We start from the raw sequence: 18,710 nt of genomic DNA on the forward strand, positions 1-18,710 counted from the left end.
TTTAGATGGCACGCCAAAGTGCCCAATTTGGACAAAAAAGAAAGGGGCCTGAGCCCCTAAAAGAATGAGTGGAGAAGTTGAATTCGATGATCTAGCGTTTGTGTTCGCCAGCTTCTATCTGTTCGCGAGAAAAGACAGTGGGACAACGTGACAGATCCGGTTTTCCATAACCATTCACAGCCTCTGATCTGCTGCATATGTAGGCATCAAACCGACCTGCGGCTTGCATCATTTTTTCCTTGGCCTTCATTGACTCGCTTGCCTTTTCTAGGTAATCACAGGCAGGATAAGACCACGTTGCGAGTCCTGAATGGCCTGCCGCATATGTAGAGCAGGTTTCCCGCTCCATGACTTTCTCTGTGTAACTTGCAATACCACTTCCTTTTTTCTGGAGTTGAGTCTGAATAGTTGAGTTGTGCTGGTACGGACCGGGATAGCTCCAATACGGCACCTGATAGTTGTTGAATGCAGGAGAGTACACCGACATAAACCCACGAAGACCCTCGCTTTCGCCAGCAATGTAATCAGCAACACGTTTCCAGTTACCGTCTGTCCATTTCAAACAGTGGTAACCCCCATTCGTTTGACGAGGTTTAGCTCCCAGCGCGATAGCGAGCTCATCAATTTCGATGTCACTATCCTGGCTGCTACTACCTGTACCAAACGCTGCACACATACCACCCACGTGCATTACGGAGATGACACTGGAGCGCCCAATTGCGAACGGTCTGATATCAAACGCATCAAAGTAGCCAGTTCGTTGATAATTATAGAAGTTGGCAGCAATCATATTCATTGCTCCAGATCTGGATTGCATGTTTAACACATCACGAGACATTTTAAGCGCACTATCCCAACCAACCCGCGACGCCGCTGCCGCAATAAGGCTGCCCATCACATCATTATCATGAGCCGAGATAGTGTATTGAACAGATGAAACAGGAGTCCGCACTGCACAGTATTCGTAATATTCATTAAAGGCTAGATCCTTACGCGCTTGTGGAGCGGCTGTATTGTGGTTCACCAAGAATTTATCCAAGCTCAGTTCCTGACCGTTCTCCGTACACTCACTACCTCCGTTAATTAGACAACGCTCATAAAGCTCAACCGTGCTTTTGAAAGAGGCAACATTGGTAAGCGCATAATGGCTGATGAAATCATCTACTGAGAACATTTGACCAGAATCATTGAAGCAATCATGGAATCCGTACTCCATGGCCTTATCTGCTTCGTCGGAATAGCGATCTATTTTTGAAAAATTCACCTTCCTTTCTATTTGGCGTCGCTCATCGTTGGCTGTACGAATGCGCTCCAGGGCTGCTGATTGATAACCGGGCTCTAGCAACGCCTCGGTCCAAGAATTGAAGGTTTGCCACTCGGCACCTAAATTTGCCACCATCTTAGCTGCTGAGTTGAATGCCTCCTCACTGCCGAAGTCTTCCTGTCTGAATCCAACGAGTTTCATGTCGGTTAGTGCCGCCTGGATGTCAGGCTCTGTTTTTTCAGTTTTTTGGACCGACGTATCTGTCTTAGTCTTGCCGGCGATGTTAGGCATGGTCGCGGAGCAACCTGCCAGTGCAGTCATTACAACGATTGACGTAAAAAGAACTTTCACTTTTAGATCTCCCTTTTGGTTCTGTATCCATTCCATTTTTAAATAAAAGGGCAGTCTAGCTAGTACGCCAAACTGCCCTTTTTGGACAATGGACTGCAATTATCTTGTTAGACTGCGTTCACTGTCGCCTCTTGATATACCTTTAGCCTGAGATTTACCAGTTGTCTGCGTTGACGAGCGTCCTGACTCTGGTTGTTGCCATAGCTTATCAATCAAGTGATCCAGCGGTTCCAGAGACTGGTAACGGCTTTCCTTAGCCGTCTGTTTTTGACCTGAACGCTGCTCCACAGCTCGGACAAACCCTTCCGTTGAATCGGTGTATAGATACACGCGGTCCTTTGCTCTTGATATCTGCACGTAGAACTGTTCCGTGTTCAATAAAGCTTCCCGGCTGGTTTCGGCGTGCACAAACACGTTCTGGGCTGTCTTACCTTGGGCAGCATGAACCGTCATGGCGTAACCGTGATCCCAATGGGAATTAGCCAGTTTGGACATGTCAAACTCACCAGTTTTACCATTTGAAAGTCTGAAGGTTACGTTCGTGCCTTCTATCTTCTCAACTGTGGCCGTGTCATTGTTCAATCGTCCAGTTGGCTTATCATTATCACGCCACACGATCTTCTCACCAACGGCCAAGCCACTTTCAGTTAGTTCGAACAACTGGATGTTCTTGGCCGCATAGTTTTCAGGAGAGAAGCGAATCAGCTCAGCCTGCTCATTGGCCCCGAACTTCTTAAGCAAGATATCGTGGTTATCTCGACCAACAACCTGATAATACAGGCCCTTCTTGATGCCCTCACGCTTGAAGCTACGCGCAAACCGGACGATTTGCCCATTTTGATACGATGTCACCACACGCCGTTCAGCTTCGGTTGCATCGACTGGTGATAGCTGGTTAGTATGCAGCTCTTCGCCCAGAGCACCTTCTTTTTTAAGGGCATCACGAACTAATTCATTCGTGCGACGTCGGCCCTCACGGCTTGGTTCGAGGATAATACTTTTGGCTCGTTCATCCGGCGCAAGAGCCATGTAGTCCTTCACAAGCTCTTGTCTGCGGACTTCACCGCTTTTCTCATGGTCAATTTTTCCACTTTTCTTATGCGCGACCAATTCTTTTATCGTGCTGCCACTCTCCTGTAACCGAGAGAGAGCATTAGAGGCTTTTTTCATTAGGGAGAGATATACCGCATCCCTTGTGCCTCGGTTCGTCTGCCGAACGATTTCCTCTAGTCGATATGTTTCCATTCCATGAGCCTGAAGCTGACGAAAGGCAGCACCAGCCTCCACAGAAGCAAGCTGGCGGACGTCACCAGTCAACACAACCCTAGCACCGACCTGTCTAGCTCTTTGAAGTAGATCGCGCATCAATTTTGTACCGATCATAGATGCTTCATCAACAATCCAAAGTTGAGGGGACCGCTGCATTCCCTTAGCTAACTCCTCCCGTTGACTTTTTAACTCTGTTTGTTCGTAACAAAGTTCATCGAGTCGCTTTTGGTAAATGGGAGAGGTTTTAGGGATCTGAGCACCAGTTTTTAGGTCTACTCCTGGGTTTTCAAGGGCCTTCTTGATCCGATCCAGCCGTCTGTCTATTCTCTCTACTTGGGCGATCAGTCGTTTCTCTTCTACCCATTCATTGCGATTTTGTCCCAGAAAACTTTGGATTGTACTGGAGGGAATATTCGCGCCCTCAGATAAACTTTGAGCAGCCGAGTTAGTTGGAGTAAGACCTCTTACTTCGTACCCCATAACTCGTGCTTTTCCAGCAACAGTGCTGAGCACGGAGTTGGTTTTAGCTGTACCAGCTAATCCTTGCACTCCAACGATCCGATTCTCGGAGAGAAGAATGCCCTCTGTAGCTTTCCTTTGGTCAGCGTTCCACTCGTATCCCAATTCGTTGGCTTTCTCCTCGGCATTAGAAATGGCCTCAGCCGCCTGTTCCCGGCTGCACAATGCCTGAACTCGGTCGCGGCCAAGGTATTCCTCCTTGATCACCTCATCCTCGATGGCGATGGCCGCTTTCGACGTATATCCCCGCACATCAATCTCTTGCTTGCTGACCTTATTAAAGGTTCTAACCGACTTCTCTATGAGCTGACCACTGCGAATTGCAGCATCAATTGCATTCGTTACATCAGAAAGTAATACTCGCGATCCGGCATAACGGCTAGCCACTTTGACTAGATCGTGGTGTGCCCAAGACGTATCACGTTCTCCAAGGTGCTCAGTCGCCCACATGACGGCTTCGTTGGCTAATTGAACCCGCGCCAAAATCGCCTCGGATTGCCGATCTAGGCTTGGAATGTTCTTCCGTGACAGAGCTATTACTTCTTTCAACTCGGTCAGCTTCTCAGAGCTGATTTCAGCATGCCAGCGTTCAAGAAGTTCACCCCGTTCTGCCTGAACCTTTCTATCCCGAGTGTCTAGAGTAGCAGCCTCTTTCTCGGCGGCTGTAGCCGTGTCTCTGGTTTTTCCACGGGCTTCCAAGGCATCCCCAATAGCCTCTGAACGCTTCGAGAATTCATGGACAACATCTTTATCAAGGCCTGTAATTTCCCAAGTTCCATCTTTTGCATGATCCAGGCTATACCCCAAAGAGCGCACCTCTTCAGCGAGATATTGCCGATAAACGAGGCCTAAGTACTTCTGATCAACAAAGAGGGGCTTGTTCTCAGTGGAACGCCACTGCCCATCACCGCGCTGTGTTATGTTCATCAGGACGCAATGAGTATGGAGCTGTGGGTCGAGGGCGCGACTGGTTGTGTGCTTGAAGGTGGCGGCCACCATCGAGCCGGTTTTTTCGTACTCGACTCTATTCTCGAACCGGTTACGGTTCCTAGTAACAATATATTCCTGTTCTATATAGCGCAGAGCGGCGTGCACGGCCTTATCGTGGGCGCTCAGTAACCTTTGATCACCAGCAATTTCAGCCAGAATAGAAACACTCTTGGGCGCTGAGAAGGTTACATCCGTTCCTGGTTGATGCTTCCACTCACCATCTCTGATAGTTCCAACTCTCTGCCCATCGGGAAGCTGGCCTTCCAAAAGAGATTTGAAAGTTTCTCGCTGCACGTCTCCTGATAAACCTAACGCTTCTGCTCCCGAGCCAACCCACTCAGACGGAGACAGGCCATCGACATAATAATCGTCTTTTTCAAAGTAATGACCTGCCTGCGAGGCACTTTTTATTGCTTTGGGTGACATCATGATTTTTTGCCTCCTTTCCCAAGCAGACCAAATACCAAATCATCATCCATTCCGACCGTTCCCAATACTGAATGTACTTCCTGCTCAATGTCACTTGGGCTTGGCACTTGCTCTTTAGGCTCATCAGTAGCCTGCGCGTTAGAAAGTTCTTTCGGAACAAAGTCAGTATCAGATTCCATTTTCATTGTTCTTGCGGCATTGAGCAGACGCATACCAACAGTCTCATTCTCATCACCTTGAATAAAACCGTCAGCGATCTTTGGAAGTCTCAAGAAAGGAATATCAATACGGGCTTTACTCTCCACGCCCCAAATTTTGGCAAAACAAGACAAATCAGGCAGGTCCATGATTTCACTGGGAAGAACAATTTTTCGGTTTTGGCGTTTAGAACTGACCCGAACACCGTCTCGAATGTCATCGGCGGAGTAGTTTAAGTCTTCATCAACTTCCTCACGCTCAGCTTCACCAAGTACTTTGGAGACCCACTCAGCTGTGTCGGCATTATTCAAACGAAAATGAAACTGTGTGGAGCACAGGCCAAGTATGGTTTTAGAGGTATTTCTTCCAAACTCTTCCTCTAGCTGGTTTATTTCCTGAATACCCAAAACAACAGCCGCACCGAAGCCCCGCCCTTCGGCCATCAACATTGAAAGAGCAGGAATTTTTTTGAGGCTTGGTAGCTCATCGACAACAATCCAAAGAGTTCGCTCGTTATTAACCCCACGCGCCATCAACCCTTTGGCCGCAGCTTGTATCCACGTTGAGATGAGAGGTTTCTGTATTTCTATTTCAGATTCACGTACTGGTAAGAATAACCAACTATCATCGGCATTAGGTTCATCGCCTTCTGCTATCCAATCTCTTATAGAAAAGAACCCCTTTTTATTCTCTTCTTTCAACAGGCGAAGTGGACGAACACCATCTACGATGGTTGAACGAATACTTTCGAGAGTTCTCTCGTTATCTTCATTGAAATATGTCGCTGCTGGAGTACCTGCAACTAGTTCTTTGAGTAACTCAAGATCATTCCACGCTGTCGCCCGAAGAAGTGAAAGCAATGACTTCGGTCCGTCTAGATATAAATTCTGAAGTGCGGCAGAAACAACTGCTCTGGCTGCGGATGTGAAGAATTTATCAGAACCACTGTTACTATTAGAACTAGGTAAAAGTGTCTCAGCTATCCAGTCTGCATCAAATGGTGAGGCCATTTCTTCCCATGGAGTCCATTGGTGTGAGCGGCTATCTGCCGGATTGAGTATGTGATCAATTCCGTCCCGATAGAACATCTCTACGAACTCGCCTTTCTTGTCATACACCACGGCTCGGTCTCCACGAGCGCGAATAGCTTTAAGCAAATGAGTAAGTGCTGTAGATTTACCTGCCCCGGTGGTGCCACTAATCAAGGCATGCTTTTTTGAAAATCCTGTGGGTAAAGGGAAATCGCCGAGGGTTAAATCAGAAACACCATGCTTTTCTACGATTTCTCCTTTCAATTTTTCGGCTGAAACAAGTTTCGCACCTCGAATATATTTGTCTTCTTTGATCTCCTCACCTCTCTTAACTGCCTTCACAACAAGATAAACACCAATAGGCAAGTACAATACAAAGAGCGAAATGAAAGCCCATCCAAAGGATTTGAGAAGCTTAACAGCAGCTTCCCGGAATAGTGGTTCATTTATCACCACAGAGGATGGCAGAGAGTCGCGCCCATCTAGGGCAACACAGGTTCCTACAGTTACGCTTGAAAATGGTTGTACTAGTCCCTTCAATTGTGCCCAAATATATGTATTAGCGTTTTGCAAGACACATTTATCAGCGTCTATCCCGATGTATAACAGGCCACCGACAATCGCCAACAAAACACCAGGCAGAAAGATCCAAATTCCGCTGAATAACAACATCTGCTGGCTATGAAGCCATGTGTCCGCACCACGAACAAAGTCACCGACTCGACCTTTTCTAATCGTTGCCATTATCGTCCCCTCCAATAAAGTGAGAACGCAGAGCATTTGTGCGCGCTGAAATGACCTGTTTAGCCTCAGCCATTTCATCCTCAGAGCAGGTCTTTTTGAGCAGAAAATCTGTGGTTGCCACGTTGATCGACAGCAGGTTAATTAACTGCTGATAAATCTCCTTCTGATCCACTTGTACATTTCTGATTTCGCTCAATGTTGAGTCATTATTTAACGCCTGTTCGATCAAAGACACCGCCGTTTTACTAACCGTTTGCCCCGATTCTTTAGCTAATTCCTTCAACAAAATATGTACTTGCCTAGGTGGATATATTTGTACGCGATACGCCTTAGAAACTCCCATTGTAGTCCCCCTTATCCCTGATTCTCTTGCGTGTAACTCCCTTGCAACTCTGTGTGTACAGAGGTGCAGGGAGTCCCCTCAGAAGGCGCTACTGCGCCGGATGAGACAGACCACTCGCGGTGAGTGGGGTGTGGAGAAAAATCCGGACGAAGCACGGATTTTTCTTGCTGTGAGATGGGGTCCCCGAGCGCTAAGCTCGGGGTGATTGAAGAAAATAGTTCCGCTAGTTTTCTGGTAGAATATTCGCGTCGCTCTGCTGCCAAAAATGCCAACTGAGAAGCTATGGTATTGATTGCATCAACGGCGGTACTAGATTCAGCAGCAATCTCTAGTATTTTTAGATAGCTGCTACCACAGCAATGCTGGCAGGTATGAGGGTTGCTAAGACTAAATTGATTACGCATCACTTAGCCTCCTGCCATCGGATATCAATGGAATCACAGTTTGGTAAATTGAGCTCCGCCATTGATTCATAAGACCGACTGATGGCTGCTGGTTCATCTGGCCATAAACCATGTTTACCTTCATTTTTAGCTTTTAATGTTACTGAGCAAACAGGTCTCTTGCCTCGATTATCCCATTGAAATTTAACTTCAGGATTAAGATACCGGCCATGAATCACTATGGAGTCACACTGATACTTGTAAATGGTCTCCCGAATCTCACCAAGATCTTTCTTAAATTGATCCGAGTTGCCAGTATCGTGAGACACGATGCATGACACATTTCCGTTTTTTTCGTCAATAACGAACAGGTCGCGGGCATTAAGGAAGTAGTGGTGCATCGTGATTGAATCAATGCTTTTGGTTGTACAACCAGCCAGCATACCGACAGCGACGAGCGCAGTAGTTAAAGTGATCAATTTCATTGGTTTATCTCCTGATTGATTAAAATCAGGATTATTTTTACTTAGAGGGGAGTCATTGTTGGCACGCCAAACTGCCCAATTTGGACAAATAAGAAGCTAGGTAAAAATGGGCCGGTATCATCCAAAAACCACCTGTTGATCGCTTTCTGATGTAGCGCAGCCACAACCTTCCTTGGTCGTCATCGAAAAGCAACCTATTGGTAGTGTTTTGGTGGTATTCAGTAGGGTTTAGTCCGTCTCAGTCCCTCAGAGTCATCGAAAAGCCACCTATTGGTGGTGTTTCGATGACTATTGAGATAAACAACGAATGCAGGTTTGTTTTTAGGGTTCAAAAAAACAATAGGTTGGGCTTAAGGCGTCCATACAAGTCTGAGGGTCAATAGATTTATCTTCAGGTCACAGATATCGGGATTCAATGTAAGGCTGTACATCATTCAGCTCGTTACTTTTCCTCTGCAAGTTCACCTGGGAGAAATGATGGTAAAAATCTTATCGAAAACACGCTGTTGCCCCCAAACGAGTTGAGTCGTTTTCTGTGGCGAAGTCAAACGCAGACTTTCTCGCCTACAAATTTTCATTCATTTCACTCAAATGTTGTCTTTCGTTGAAAAGCCTAAACGCTGGACGGGCATACAGTCATATTGCAATCATGATGATTTTTATCCCAACTTCGTGCGCGTTTTCACATTTAAAGATAAATAAATATGATTAAAATCATGTAATTAAAAAAATCTTAGGTTAGATAATAGGTTTGGGAAACGCGCATGCGCGTTTTTCCAGATGGTGAATTTAGCAAAATGCTGATAAGTTCATTACATACAAATAGTTAACTGTGCGCGTTTTCACTGGTCCAACGAGGTAAACGCGCATGCGCACTAATAAAATGTTAGCGCTTACGGTACCGTTGAATACCAAGAGAAGGAAGGATAAATGACTGATGTGAATCTACCGGCGGTGATGGGCAACACACTTCCCGTCCTGGATCAACTTACGGATGCACTTGGCGTTCCTCGGGACATTCTTGCTTCTGGACAAGAAATTCAAACGGCGTGGAATAATCTCCCAGGAGTAATGAATAAAATTCCTCCAGCGCTACGAACGGAAGGTCTAGCTCGAATGTGCGTGGCGGTTGCTGCGGGCTTGTTCGATAGCGCGATTAACTATATTTGGAATACTTCCGTTATCGAGCTTCGGGAGAAAGTAAAGCGCTTCGGCCTCCCGGTTGTAGAACAGCTCCTTAGCAAGCAAAATTTTGATGAGCAATCCTTGCTAGATTTAAAAGATGCAGATTTGCTTAATCTGTGCCTTAAACTGAACCTAATAACTGAAGATGGGTATTTCTTTTTAGACCAGTGCCGAGATATAAGAAATAACTTTTCTGCTGCGCACCCTGTTGTCGGAAAAATTGATGACCATGAGTTCATAGGTTTTGCTAATCGCTGCGCAAAGTACGCGCTAGGAAATGAGCATAATCCTGTTGGCGTTGACATATCTGCTTTCATGGCCGCTGTCAAAGGAACAAAGTTTTCTGAAGAGCAGAAAAGCCAGTGGGTTCAGAGAATCCAGAAGACGCATGAGGCACAGCAATACCTTCTGTTCGGTACGTTACATGGAATCTACAGTGACCCTGCCAGCGTCGAACAGTCTCGCGTCAATGCTCTTATGATTGCATCTGCCTTTGCCCCTCATTTTACCCCCAAGGCAAAATCAGACTTAATCAATCGCCATCATGACTACATTGCTAAAGGCGATGAGAAGCGGCATAAAGCATCGCAGCAGTTTTTTGAGCGGCTTGGAATGCTTTCTCTCTTGGGTGAGCATGAGTTCCATTCTCTTATATCGAATGCTGCAAAACGGCTGCTTGGAGTGCACCAGGCAATGGACAATTTTTACAATGAGCCTCCGTTTGCAGAGCGATTACTACAACTTACGGAACAGGGAGCTATACCAGATACAGTAAAGGAAGAGCTTGTAACGGTCGTAATAACTTGCGCTGCTGGAAACCGCTATGGTGTCTCTCACGCAGCCGCACCTCACTACACTAAGATCATTCAAGGATTTTCACCTAGCGAAGTAGAGATTATGCTTGGATTGCCAAATAAGAAGCTTCTGGTCAGCGAACGTATTAAGGCACATCAGAGCTGCCGTAATAGGTTTAAGGGGTTGGTTGGCTTAATCGATCCAAGTTCTGTTCCCACAAAATCGGCGTCAGCATATGCTAATTGGACGAAATAGCGCTAACAAGGCCATTAAATTCGCTCCCTGCGGTCGCCGGACGCTCGTTCCTCGCGCCGTTTATGGCTGGCGTTATATCTAGAAGGAGATAGTCGTAATGGAATGGTACTGGTGGGTAATATTGGTGGTTGTCGGCTTTTTTGTTCTGAGTTCCTACCAGGAAAAGGCTAGGAGAGAACGCCTTATTGAAAAATATGGCGATGTTGATCTTGTTGATAGGTTAATGAAAAAAATGTTTTGGCAAGGTCAATCTGAGGAGCAGCTTATAGATTCACTTGGCAAACCTGTCGATATAGATCAAAGGGTTATGAAAACAAAGGTTAAAGAAGTTTGGAAATACAATAAGACTGGTAAAGGTAGGTATGCTTTGAGAATAACCTTAGAAAATGGTGAGGTTATTGGTTGGGATCAAAAGTAGATATAACAAAACACAGCAGTCACTCCCGTTGGTCGCTGGGACCGCCAAAACGCTGCGCTTTTTTGCCGGCCCTTGTGTGCGGCGTTAACCCATAGATATTTTTATCCGAAGCAGACGAGTTAGAGTTAATGCTTTAACTAGAAATTGTCCCATTGGCATTTAAGGGCGGCTACTTACCGCCCTTCAACATCTTTTTCAGCCGTTCTAAATGCTGTTTGGCTACTTCAGGGTCTACTGGCCGTGGTGCAGGCCGTGGCGGCAGTGCCTTGGGGATCTCTACATTAAGATCTTCACCAGCAAGGACGCGCCGGACAGCAATTTCATAGTTCCGCTCAAAAATCGGCCAAGTTTCTGCTTCTTTGCGATTTCGGATGTCAAACGTCCCTGTATTTTTTAAAGCAATGTACACAGCAGCGTGACTCCACTCATCATTTGCCATCTCTGCGAGGCGATGCGCGTTACGGCAGGCTTCTATGTATGCTTGCCTGACGCTTGGTAGGCCGTAATCCGCAGGATCTGGCTGACACCATTTAACGAATTGTCCAAGCGGCGGCCAGAATGGTGATTCTGCTTGCCGAGCCTTCCGGAGCCCACATTGGAGTTGTTGTTCAGTTATGATACCTGCTTCCAGCAAGCCCTTGGTCCATGTCCTCTTCGCCGCGTCAACGTCAGATTTGCTCGGGAATGTCGCCTTCCAAGCGGGGAAGCATGACTGGAGCTCGGCAAATAAGATATTGATGATCCTTGCCGTAGCTTGAAGTTGATCAGAATCTGGTTTGCTTTCCACTTCACGAAAAGAAGACTGTGTAGGCCTTGCGTTTTTTGCCGAGCAAACGACACGCTTCTGTTGATCAAGCTCAATAACTTCTGCAATGGATTTTAGTGCCATCACCATCCTCCCAGTGCCCAGCTTGTGTCAGTTAGGTCTTCAACAAGCGAGCGAGTTTGTGAGCTTCGCTCGTTGTTGGACGCCAGCCAATCTGCCTTAAGGCCAGCCCACCCCCTCAGAACACACGTTTCAATCGCGTCGCCTAGGCAGATGCCAACTTTCGCCGCCTCCCGCTCTACCAGCAGCACAGCGTCCTTTGTGAGAGTCGCGCGTTTTTTCTTACGGATTGCTTGCCACTCTCGGGCGTGGACCGGATCTACTCCCCGCGACACAAGAGCATCAACAAAATCAAAACACGCTTTAGAGCGGGTGTTATTAATATCTTTGAAGCTCTCTGGGATCTCTCTGGAATAGTTTGCTGAAACCTTGCATTCTTGTGTGCGACAACCGTGCAAACTAGTTTGCGAATAATCGCTATCCAGTTTGCGATTTTCCGCATTCTGGATTTTCTGACCGCAGTCAGCAAGAAACTGTATATACGCATCATGATTTACACGGTAATGAAGTCGTGCAGGAACGCCTGAGCGCTTCTCCTCCAGCAAACACATATCACAAAGTTTACGCCGGATTTTACGCAGGGCATCTCTCTGAATTCCAAGACAGGCTTGCCAGCTCCCAAGCTCTGCAAAAATATTGGTAGCTTCGGGGTCAGGCTCTCCCTCGGCAGGCAGATCGAACCATCCGCCAGAATTTGATTTGAGGCTGCTCAGAAACGACGCCTGTTGTAAAAATGCAGCCGCTTCCAGTCCCAGAGCTTGAATTGATGCGCGAGGGATCGCTATTCTTGGTCCGTCGATGGCCCTGGTGAGGTCCGCTGCGTTAAATAACTCAGTCGACAACTTATCCCTACTGCTCATACCACACCTCCAGCGACACGAGCAGAACGCACCATCGAGCGACGATTAATCTCCGCTTCAACTGCTACATTTACACATGCTGTGGGCAGTTTTGCAGCGCGAGCAACTGACAAGCAAACATAAACATGATGAGATGAATAGCCTGTCGCAGCAGCCACATCGATCATTTGTGAAAATGGTTCCGACAATACAATCTTGCGGAAATAAGAAGGGTGAATTTGTACGTTCATAACAAACCTCAACGAATAAAAAGTTGAGGCACTGCGCTCGCGGCTTAAATTTCAGCGCTCAGCTCCACCCGTGCCAGTTTGATGGAGGTTGATGGCGAGACGCAAAAGCTCAGGCAGGCTATCAACCTGCAAGGCCGCTCAGGACTTAGCTAGCCCAGAACTCGCATTGGAACTTTCACATGTGAAAGTTTTTGCTTACCAAATCAATTAATCTGCTGTTTGTTTATGGAGGCCAGCTACCTCACCAGTTTAAAAACTTACTGTTAATATGGAGGTAAATATTTTGCTGGCGATTCGAATTATGTCCACTCCAAACAAACTTGCGATTACTAAGCCAGCAATTACCATTTCAATTTTTGTAATTTGTGTGTACATAACAAATCTCCTCAAAATAACGGTTGTTGGTCACCAGGTTTAGGACGGGCAGCAATATGGCCCAGTCTGTGTCCACTTTTTGGATGCTCCCAATTTTTCTTTCCACAAACAGGGCAGCATTTACTGACAACTTTATCTCTCAAACCTGGCCCACTAAAAACTTCACTTTTACAATGTACACATTCAACAAAAAAAGCCTCGCCACTTTTTATTTCTTTACATGCTTTGTAAAAGCCAGAAATATCAAAGTTTTTTTCTCTTCTTAACCACTCAGATGCTTTTATAACAGCTTCTATGTGAGGCATTTTTTCACTCAGCTCACAGTAAACATGAATTGCTGCGGAATATTTTATCCAATTCTCTTTTGAAATAATATCCTGCCCATAATTCGCTCGGCGATTTTCTTTGATGGCTAAATCTTCTCTTATTTTTCTGATTTGCTTATAACTAAAGGACGTTTCTTCCATGACAATACAAGTAGAAAACCCTTTTTGTACAAGATAATAACCGTACGCCCACCGATTGAGATGGTGTCGAGCTGGTAAAAATGGTAATAGTTTGAGGATGTTAGATCGCATAAAGCCCCCCGCTCAAAGTGTTAAACGATGAACAAGAGAGACCCCATGCCTTACTTGGTGTCCTAATCACAAATTGTGAATAGGCTATTTGAATGGGCTGAGTTGAACTCAGCTAAAATAATATGCTGTTTAAAGGCCAGCTACCTTTATATAAATAATAGCAACACATAGGGAGTTGTCAACGACTCCAAAGCCAAAATTAGTCAATTATTTCATTCAGTTAATTTTGTTACGTCAGAACAAATCTTAATTACTGTAATTATCATAATTACGATAATACCGTAATTATCGTAACCCTAATATTTTTCCCATTTTGTCCAAAAAGGGCAGTTTGGCGTGCCTAAATATCTGCCGCCCACCCGCAAAATTCTCCATGCGAAAACGCATTTTATATTCACATGGAGACACTAGAAATGAAACCTTTTAAGTACGCCGCCATCGCAGCATTTATTACTCTTTCATCCGCCGCAGCTTATGCTGGTACAGGCACCGGGACAGCTCAAATTTCAGCAACCCCGCCAGCTTTGTCTGTGGTCGAAGTTCAGCCATACACAATGACCTTGGAACGCCTGCCGGGAGCCGCCCCAACTGGCGGCTTTTCTTTAAAAAGTTGGGCGACTTACTTGGCGCAAAATCCGGAGGACACGGTACAACCAGGCTGCCTAAAAGTGGCGGGAGACATGAATAAATCGGTTGGGATTACCATCACTAACCTATCCAACCCAACAGCTCCGGGTGGAGCAACTCTTACCTTCAGTGGCACACCTAAAATTGATCTTCGTACCTCAAACGTGGATTGCTCGGATGCCATAGCGCAAACATCAACAGGAGTCGGTGTAAACGCTGCACCTTTAACAGCAACCACTTCATCTGCGGGCGAGCTTTACATCGCCTGGTCGTATCGCCAACCCGCCACAGCCTCATCAGGATTCATGCAGCTCAGTGCATGGGAAGAAGGGATCTTTTCTGGAACCGTCGATATCGCCGTCGATTACCAATAATTCCAGAGCGTCAGGGCCAGCAAAACGTTGGCCCTAACCATTGTCATTCACAGAGGTCCCAATGAAGTCCCTTATTAATTCAGGTTTGATGGTAGCGATGGTAGCGCTTCTATCTCTATCTAGACCAGCATCAGCCTTCCAACTCAAGATCCACGAAGTGGACATCGCTCACAAGGCGGTTGCTGAAATCCCCATAGCAAATACCTTAAATACACCAATCATCGTGAGAATTACTCCCCCTCCTGGAGTACAAGTCTTCCCTCGGCGTTTCCAGCTTCTTCCAGGAGAGCGGCAAGTAGTAAAAGCTCGAGAGAGAGATGGGAAAGTCTTATCTCAAAACGCAAAGATGGCATTTTCCTATGCCGTACAAAGCGAAGAAAAACAAGGCGTTCACTCGAGAATCACGCTCAGACTCCCAGTTAGGGAGGTGTCCCGATGAAGAAAAAACTTTCACATGTGAAAGTTTTTGTCCCCACTGTCTTGGCCGCAGCTTTCACACTCACAGCTTCACCAACACGTGCGGATGACTACCTGATGAAGTTTGTCGTGAACGGACAAAACAAGGGGGAATACCTTGTTTCTCGTGAAGTAGATAGCACCACGGCTGAGCCAGGGCTATGGCAAGCCGTTGGTGTAAACACAACAGCATCACTTCCCTTGGAAAGGCTAAACAACCTTGGTCATGCCAAAATTGTTTGGTCAGAACAAACCATCTACTTTTACCCACGCAACAACGCAGCCAAAGCCAGAAAGGTCAAACCAGAGGTTACAATTGAGCCAAATGTATCCAATCTGGATGTAAAATCCTTTGACTACTTTCTCACCTATCAAAGCAAAGGTGATATTGCAGGTAACATCACGGGAACAGGCCGCATCGCAGATCTCGATGTTGATGTTAGAGCAGGGTTAGGAGGGCAAGAATCATATTTCTCCAGCCAGTGGCACGACGAGGAGAACAGCAACGTCAAAGACATTGAAGTCGGTCGTGTTCAGCGTTACGGGCTGGATGGTTTCTCACTCACGAATGAAAGTAGCCTTGCCACTGGTTCATTTTCTAATGACCAAATTGAGCTTTATTGGCCTGTTGGAACACGGGTAGATGTTTACCGTGACGGAACCTATTTACAATCTCTGGTTCTGGATAGCGAGCCGTTCTCTTACAAAATCGAGCTGAGTTACAGTAATAATCAATATAAATTCTATGCGGTTTTACCTGACGGTAGAACAGACACTAAAACAATCGAGAGAGCCATTTCAGGGCGGCTTGCTCCTGTAGGAGGCCTAAATTATCAAGTAGCTGTAGGCAAATCTCCAACCACTGATGAAAGCAAGTTAATTGGACGCTTGAGCTACGGGATGACCAATGAATTGTCACTTTTTGCTGGTCAGGATGAGCAGGAAAGACAGTATTTTTCCGCTTTATATTCAAGTGATAACTTTTCATTTGAGCCTGCTTGGTATGGCAGTAGTGGATACGCTCTGAGCGGTTCTTGGCAGGATGGCAATCTTGCGATCTTTGGGCAATTAAGTGATTTAGACAACTATCAATTACGCTCTGTTAGTATTTCATCACGCTCTCAGTTCCAACCAACTATTCAGTATTCTTCCCGCTCTCAGTTCCAACCAACTATTCAGTATTCTTCCCGCACGCACGGCGGCTATGAAACTCAGGAAACGACGCTACGCACGTATCACAGCACGCGCCTTGAGACACTGAATACATCACTTTCTTTATCTCCATACTATTCGAATCGTTTAGCCAATGGTGTCAGATCCAACATCTTTGGAGGGTGGATGCTTGCTAGCATGGAGGCGGGTTGGCAAGTTTTGGCGTCTTATGAGCACGAAAGTAAAGATATTAATGGTATTAGAGATATAGAACGTTTCAATGGAGAGATATCAAAACGATTCAGCTTGGGGCGTCTCACCTACCGCTACACGGCGAGCAATTTTGGTCATGGATGGGAAGGCCAGCAACAAAGCTTGCGTGCTGATCTTTGGAACTGGAAATTTGCAACTCTATCTGCTTCGTTCAACCATTCGCCTAGTGCTAGTAATAACATTACTTTATCAATTAGTGGTAGCTTTGGCCGCACGGGATTTCAGAGAACTCCCCAGCGAGGTCAAGCCACACTCATGTTGTCCACCTGTCGGGATCTTAATGCCGATGGTATTTGCCAGGAAAATGAGCCGGACGTTAAGGGGGTTGTCGCTAGTGTGGATGGTCGCCAAGTGAAAACTCCGGCCATTGTTGACTCTCTGACTCCGTACCGTCGGTACAATATAGAAGTATCTGGAGATTTCGGATTATCGCCTCGGTACAAGTCTATTCAGTCAGATCGGCTAGTTCGTGGAGGGATAAACCATCTTCGCCTGCCTTTGTCTGAAGTTAGGGAAATTGAGGGCCAGCTTGATCGAGACGGAATTCGAGTCGCTCTCGTTGACGCTGAAAAGGGAGATGTTCTAGCGGAACAAACCACTGAGTTTGGGGGATGGTATCTGTTTTATGCACCGGCAGGACTCAAGGTCAAGGTTGTGGAAGAACCTGAGTTAAAACCGACTAAAAACTTTCACATGTGAAAGTTTTTAGTACCAAAAGTGACCGATTTGTCCAAAATGGGCACTTTAGCGTGCCAACTATGGCTAATTTCTGAGTAAAAATAGCTCTGTCTTAAGCAAATTGGAGATTGGTCATGGTATATCATTTACATCTTGATTTCGAAAACAAAGAGTATTTTTATTCCGAGCAAGCTTGGTCAACTCAAGAGACAATCCAAGGCCTTCTTCTTCCTATCTCAGCGCATCCTTGCGCAGAGGATAAAGAAGTTTTGAGCGCTATTGAGGATGTTAAGCCTTTAATTGTTCAAGTGCTGGGTAAGGTTGAGATTGAGTGGAATGACTGGATGACTCAAAAGCCAACAATCATCTACAAGGAAGATGTTAAGTTGTTGATAAGAAAACTTAAAGAGGAATTTTATGTTAACTCATATCTCTCTTACCTAGACAATAAAAAAATTAGTGAGGGACATAAACAAGTCGCCCGTGGTGAGTTTTTTTCCCAGGATATCCCCTGCATGAGAGATGAAGGTGGATTTGCCTTCGATTGAATCATGCTAAGGCAGAAAAACTTTCACATGTGAAAGTTTTTTGTGCCTACTCCCATAGTCAGCCGTCTGATTTATCGCCAGCGGCTGACGCCTCAGCCTTCTCATCAATATCTTTTATAATTTCCTTTGCTTTTTCATGAGCTTGCTGAACAACCTCCGGTTTCTCATGCTCGATGATTTCATCTAACGATCTTGCCATGATGCCCTCCTTCTAAGTTCAAACTATTATAAACTATAGATATTGGATAACGAGAGGGATGACGAATGACACCGTTGATCTGGGGAATCTTGGGATTATTTGCCTTCTTTACAGTAGTAACTGTAGGTAGTCTGTACCTTTACAGAAAACGGGATAAACACTGAGCCAAATAACGCTCAATGTGTCCGTATTGGGCAGTTTGAGAGTCAATATACTGAAGGAACAAATGAGAAAATAACAGCAAGTAAAGTAAGTGAAGGGAAGAAAATGACTGAAAATCAACTTGCTGAAATGTTTGAAAACATCCGCTCATTAAAGGCCATGACAAAAGAAGTCATGACTATAAACGAGTGCGCACAATACACCGGGCTTTCCGTATCATATCTCTACAAACTAACTCATAGAAAACTAATACCTTTTTTCAAACCAATGGGCAAACGTCTTTACTTCAAGCGTACAGAAATAGACCAGTGGTTGCTGCGTAACAAGCAAGGAGAGCTCTATGAGGCAAGCTAGCAGATACTCTCCTCCGCCAACGGAGATTCGGGGAGAGATTCTCCGTGCCTACAATGAGTCCGAACGGTTGATCAAAGAGGCCGAGCGCGAACGCATCACCGCCATCAGCAGGACAACCTGGTGGCGGCTGGAGAGGTCTGGTGAAGTCCCACGGCGTAAAAGAGTTGGCGGCAGCACAGTATGGCTGTTGTCGGATCTATTAGCATGGATGCAGAAGTAACGGAATAAAGGCAAGTCTTGCTGTATGATTGTGCCTGAATGGTGCTCTAAGCTGGTATTGTTTCACTTTTGCCAAATGG

Annotated in this window: 18 protein-coding genes; 7 read left to right on the plus strand and 11 right to left on the minus strand. The window is 45.8% G+C overall.

The genetic code is table 11. The features are described 5' to 3' along the window. Nucleotides 1–91: 91 nt before the first annotated feature. The 6 genes from ABN236_RS16995 to ABN236_RS17020 form a co-directional block, all read right to left on the minus strand. The gene (locus ABN236_RS16995; RefSeq protein ID WP_212400399.1) at nucleotides 92–1,615 is read right to left on the minus strand and encodes a hypothetical protein; all 1,524 of its coding nucleotides are present in this window, start codon (nucleotides 1,613–1,615) and stop codon (nucleotides 92–94) included. A 99-nt stretch (nucleotides 1,616–1,714) separates the two neighbouring features. After that, entirely contained in the window at nucleotides 1,715–4,822 is a 3,108-nt protein-coding gene (gene mobF, locus ABN236_RS17000; RefSeq protein ID WP_270770257.1) for a MobF family relaxase, read from the minus strand. Next, nucleotides 4,819–6,795: a type IV secretion system DNA-binding domain-containing protein gene (locus tag ABN236_RS17005; protein WP_153674020.1), complete on the minus strand. Its 1,977-nt coding sequence runs from the start codon at nucleotides 6,793–6,795 to the stop codon at nucleotides 4,819–4,821. The genes mobF and ABN236_RS17005 overlap by 4 nt, the downstream gene beginning before the upstream one ends. Then, nucleotides 6,782–7,138: a hypothetical protein gene (locus ABN236_RS17010; protein ID WP_101095840.1), complete on the minus strand. Its 357-nt coding sequence runs from the start codon at nucleotides 7,136–7,138 to the stop codon at nucleotides 6,782–6,784. Before ABN236_RS17010 ends, ABN236_RS17005 begins: the two co-directional genes overlap by 14 nt. An 11-nt stretch (nucleotides 7,139–7,149) precedes the next feature. After that, nucleotides 7,150–7,542, minus strand: a complete 393-nt coding sequence (locus ABN236_RS17015) for a hypothetical protein (protein WP_099659523.1) — start codon at nucleotides 7,540–7,542, stop codon at nucleotides 7,150–7,152. Next, nucleotides 7,542–8,006: a hypothetical protein gene (locus tag ABN236_RS17020; protein ID WP_039036071.1), complete on the minus strand. Its 465-nt coding sequence runs from the start codon at nucleotides 8,004–8,006 to the stop codon at nucleotides 7,542–7,544. Before ABN236_RS17020 ends, ABN236_RS17015 begins: the two co-directional genes overlap by 1 nt. A 930-nt stretch (nucleotides 8,007–8,936) precedes the next feature. Here ABN236_RS17020 and ABN236_RS17025 point away from each other — a divergent pair. Next, complete coding sequence (locus tag ABN236_RS17025) at nucleotides 8,937–10,241, plus strand: hypothetical protein (protein ID WP_099659525.1); 1,305 nt, start codon at nucleotides 8,937–8,939, stop codon at nucleotides 10,239–10,241. A 97-nt stretch (nucleotides 10,242–10,338) separates the two neighbouring features. Continuing rightward, nucleotides 10,339–10,659, plus strand: a complete 321-nt coding sequence (locus ABN236_RS17030; protein WP_099659526.1) for a DUF2845 domain-containing protein — start codon at nucleotides 10,339–10,341, stop codon at nucleotides 10,657–10,659. A 169-nt stretch (nucleotides 10,660–10,828) separates the two neighbouring features. Here ABN236_RS17030 and ABN236_RS17035 read toward each other — a convergent pair whose 3' ends face one another. The 4 genes from ABN236_RS17035 to ABN236_RS17050 all read right to left on the minus strand — a co-directional run bounded on the left by ABN236_RS17035 (nucleotide 10,829) and on the right by ABN236_RS17050 (nucleotide 13,588). Next, a complete protein-coding gene (locus tag ABN236_RS17035) occupies nucleotides 10,829–11,548 on the minus strand; it encodes a replication protein P (RefSeq protein WP_124743317.1) in 720 nt (239 codons plus the stop codon). Further along, nucleotides 11,548–12,405, minus strand: a complete 858-nt coding sequence (locus tag ABN236_RS17040) for a phage replication initiator YdaU family protein (RefSeq protein ID WP_349474470.1) — start codon at nucleotides 12,403–12,405, stop codon at nucleotides 11,548–11,550. Before ABN236_RS17040 ends, ABN236_RS17035 begins: the two co-directional genes overlap by 1 nt. Next, nucleotides 12,402–12,593 carry a hypothetical protein gene (locus tag ABN236_RS17045; RefSeq protein ID WP_270834640.1) on the minus strand — a complete coding sequence of 64 codons (192 nt, stop codon included), beginning with the start codon at nucleotides 12,591–12,593 and terminating at the stop codon, nucleotides 12,402–12,404. Before ABN236_RS17045 ends, ABN236_RS17040 begins: the two co-directional genes overlap by 4 nt. Nucleotides 12,594–13,021: 428 nt before the next feature. Beyond that, entirely contained in the window at nucleotides 13,022–13,588 is a 567-nt protein-coding gene (locus tag ABN236_RS17050) for a hypothetical protein (protein WP_270770240.1), read from the minus strand. Nucleotides 13,589–14,001: 413 nt separating this feature from the next. On the opposite strand from ABN236_RS17050, the gene ABN236_RS17055 reads away from it, so the two are divergent. From ABN236_RS17055 to ABN236_RS17065, 3 genes are all read left to right on the plus strand, one after another. Continuing rightward, nucleotides 14,002–14,589, plus strand: coding sequence for a hypothetical protein (locus ABN236_RS17055; protein ID WP_270770239.1), 588 nt, complete (start codon nucleotides 14,002–14,004; stop codon nucleotides 14,587–14,589). A gap of 435 nt (nucleotides 14,590–15,024) precedes the next feature. Continuing rightward, nucleotides 15,025–17,169 (plus strand): fimbria/pilus outer membrane usher protein, encoded by a 2,145-nt coding sequence (locus ABN236_RS17060; protein WP_349474471.1) that lies wholly within the window; start codon nucleotides 15,025–15,027, stop codon nucleotides 17,167–17,169. 113 nt (nucleotides 17,170–17,282) lie between these two features. Then, nucleotides 17,283–17,696: a hypothetical protein gene (locus ABN236_RS17065; RefSeq protein ID WP_072670333.1), complete on the plus strand. Its 414-nt coding sequence runs from the start codon at nucleotides 17,283–17,285 to the stop codon at nucleotides 17,694–17,696. Nucleotides 17,697–17,754: 58 nt separating this feature from the next. Here the strand turns inward: ABN236_RS17065 and ABN236_RS17070 are convergent, their stop codons facing one another. Then, a complete protein-coding gene (locus ABN236_RS17070) occupies nucleotides 17,755–17,895 on the minus strand; it encodes a hypothetical protein (protein WP_167363658.1) in 141 nt (46 codons plus the stop codon). A gap of 267 nt (nucleotides 17,896–18,162) precedes the next feature. Between ABN236_RS17070 and ABN236_RS17075 the strand changes: the two genes are divergently transcribed. Then, entirely contained in the window at nucleotides 18,163–18,411 is a 249-nt protein-coding gene (locus ABN236_RS17075; protein ID WP_158117003.1) for a helix-turn-helix transcriptional regulator, read from the plus strand. Beyond that, entirely contained in the window at nucleotides 18,398–18,631 is a 234-nt protein-coding gene (locus tag ABN236_RS17080; RefSeq protein WP_148512287.1) for a helix-turn-helix transcriptional regulator, read from the plus strand. Before ABN236_RS17075 ends, ABN236_RS17080 begins: the two co-directional genes overlap by 14 nt. Nucleotides 18,632–18,710: the final 79 nt, after the last annotated feature.

The sequence above is a fragment of the Proteus sp. fly-1013 genome, assembly GCF_040140245.1.
GTDB lineage: Bacteria > Pseudomonadota > Gammaproteobacteria > Enterobacterales > Enterobacteriaceae > Proteus > Proteus mirabilis_B.

What these genes read in the sequence shown, in the direction of transcription:
- mobF (WP_270770257.1), bottom strand. Translation starts at nt 4,822, where the DNA reads ATGATGTCACCCAAAGCAATAAAAAGTGCCTCGCAGGCAGGTCATTAC.
- ABN236_RS17005 (WP_153674020.1), bottom strand. Translation starts at nt 6,795, where the DNA reads ATGGCAACGATTAGAAAAGGTCGAGTCGGTGACTTTGTTCGTGGTGCG.
- ABN236_RS17010 (WP_101095840.1), bottom strand. Translation starts at nt 7,138, where the DNA reads ATGGGAGTTTCTAAGGCGTATCGCGTACAAATATATCCACCTAGGCAA.
- ABN236_RS17015 (WP_099659523.1), bottom strand. Translation starts at nt 7,542, where the DNA reads ATGCGTAATCAATTTAGTCTTAGCAACCCTCATACCTGCCAGCATTGC.
- ABN236_RS17020 (WP_039036071.1), bottom strand. Translation starts at nt 8,006, where the DNA reads ATGAAATTGATCACTTTAACTACTGCGCTCGTCGCTGTCGGTATGCTG.
- ABN236_RS17025 (WP_099659525.1), top strand. Translation starts at nt 8,937, where the DNA reads ATGACTGATGTGAATCTACCGGCGGTGATGGGCAACACACTTCCCGTC.
- ABN236_RS17030 (WP_099659526.1), top strand. Translation starts at nt 10,339, where the DNA reads ATGGAATGGTACTGGTGGGTAATATTGGTGGTTGTCGGCTTTTTTGTT.
- ABN236_RS17035 (WP_124743317.1), bottom strand. Translation starts at nt 11,548, where the DNA reads ATGGCACTAAAATCCATTGCAGAAGTTATTGAGCTTGATCAACAGAAG.
- ABN236_RS17040 (WP_349474470.1), bottom strand. Translation starts at nt 12,405, where the DNA reads ATGAGCAGTAGGGATAAGTTGTCGACTGAGTTATTTAACGCAGCGGAC.
- ABN236_RS17050 (WP_270770240.1), bottom strand. Translation starts at nt 13,588, where the DNA reads ATGCGATCTAACATCCTCAAACTATTACCATTTTTACCAGCTCGACAC.
- ABN236_RS17055 (WP_270770239.1), top strand. Translation starts at nt 14,002, where the DNA reads ATGAAACCTTTTAAGTACGCCGCCATCGCAGCATTTATTACTCTTTCA.
- ABN236_RS17060 (WP_349474471.1), top strand. Translation starts at nt 15,025, where the DNA reads ATGAAGAAAAAACTTTCACATGTGAAAGTTTTTGTCCCCACTGTCTTG.
- ABN236_RS17065 (WP_072670333.1), top strand. Translation starts at nt 17,283, where the DNA reads ATGGTATATCATTTACATCTTGATTTCGAAAACAAAGAGTATTTTTAT.
- ABN236_RS17070 (WP_167363658.1), bottom strand. Translation starts at nt 17,895, where the DNA reads ATGGCAAGATCGTTAGATGAAATCATCGAGCATGAGAAACCGGAGGTT.
- ABN236_RS17075 (WP_158117003.1), top strand. Translation starts at nt 18,163, where the DNA reads ATGACTGAAAATCAACTTGCTGAAATGTTTGAAAACATCCGCTCATTA.
- ABN236_RS17080 (WP_148512287.1), top strand. Translation starts at nt 18,398, where the DNA reads ATGAGGCAAGCTAGCAGATACTCTCCTCCGCCAACGGAGATTCGGGGA.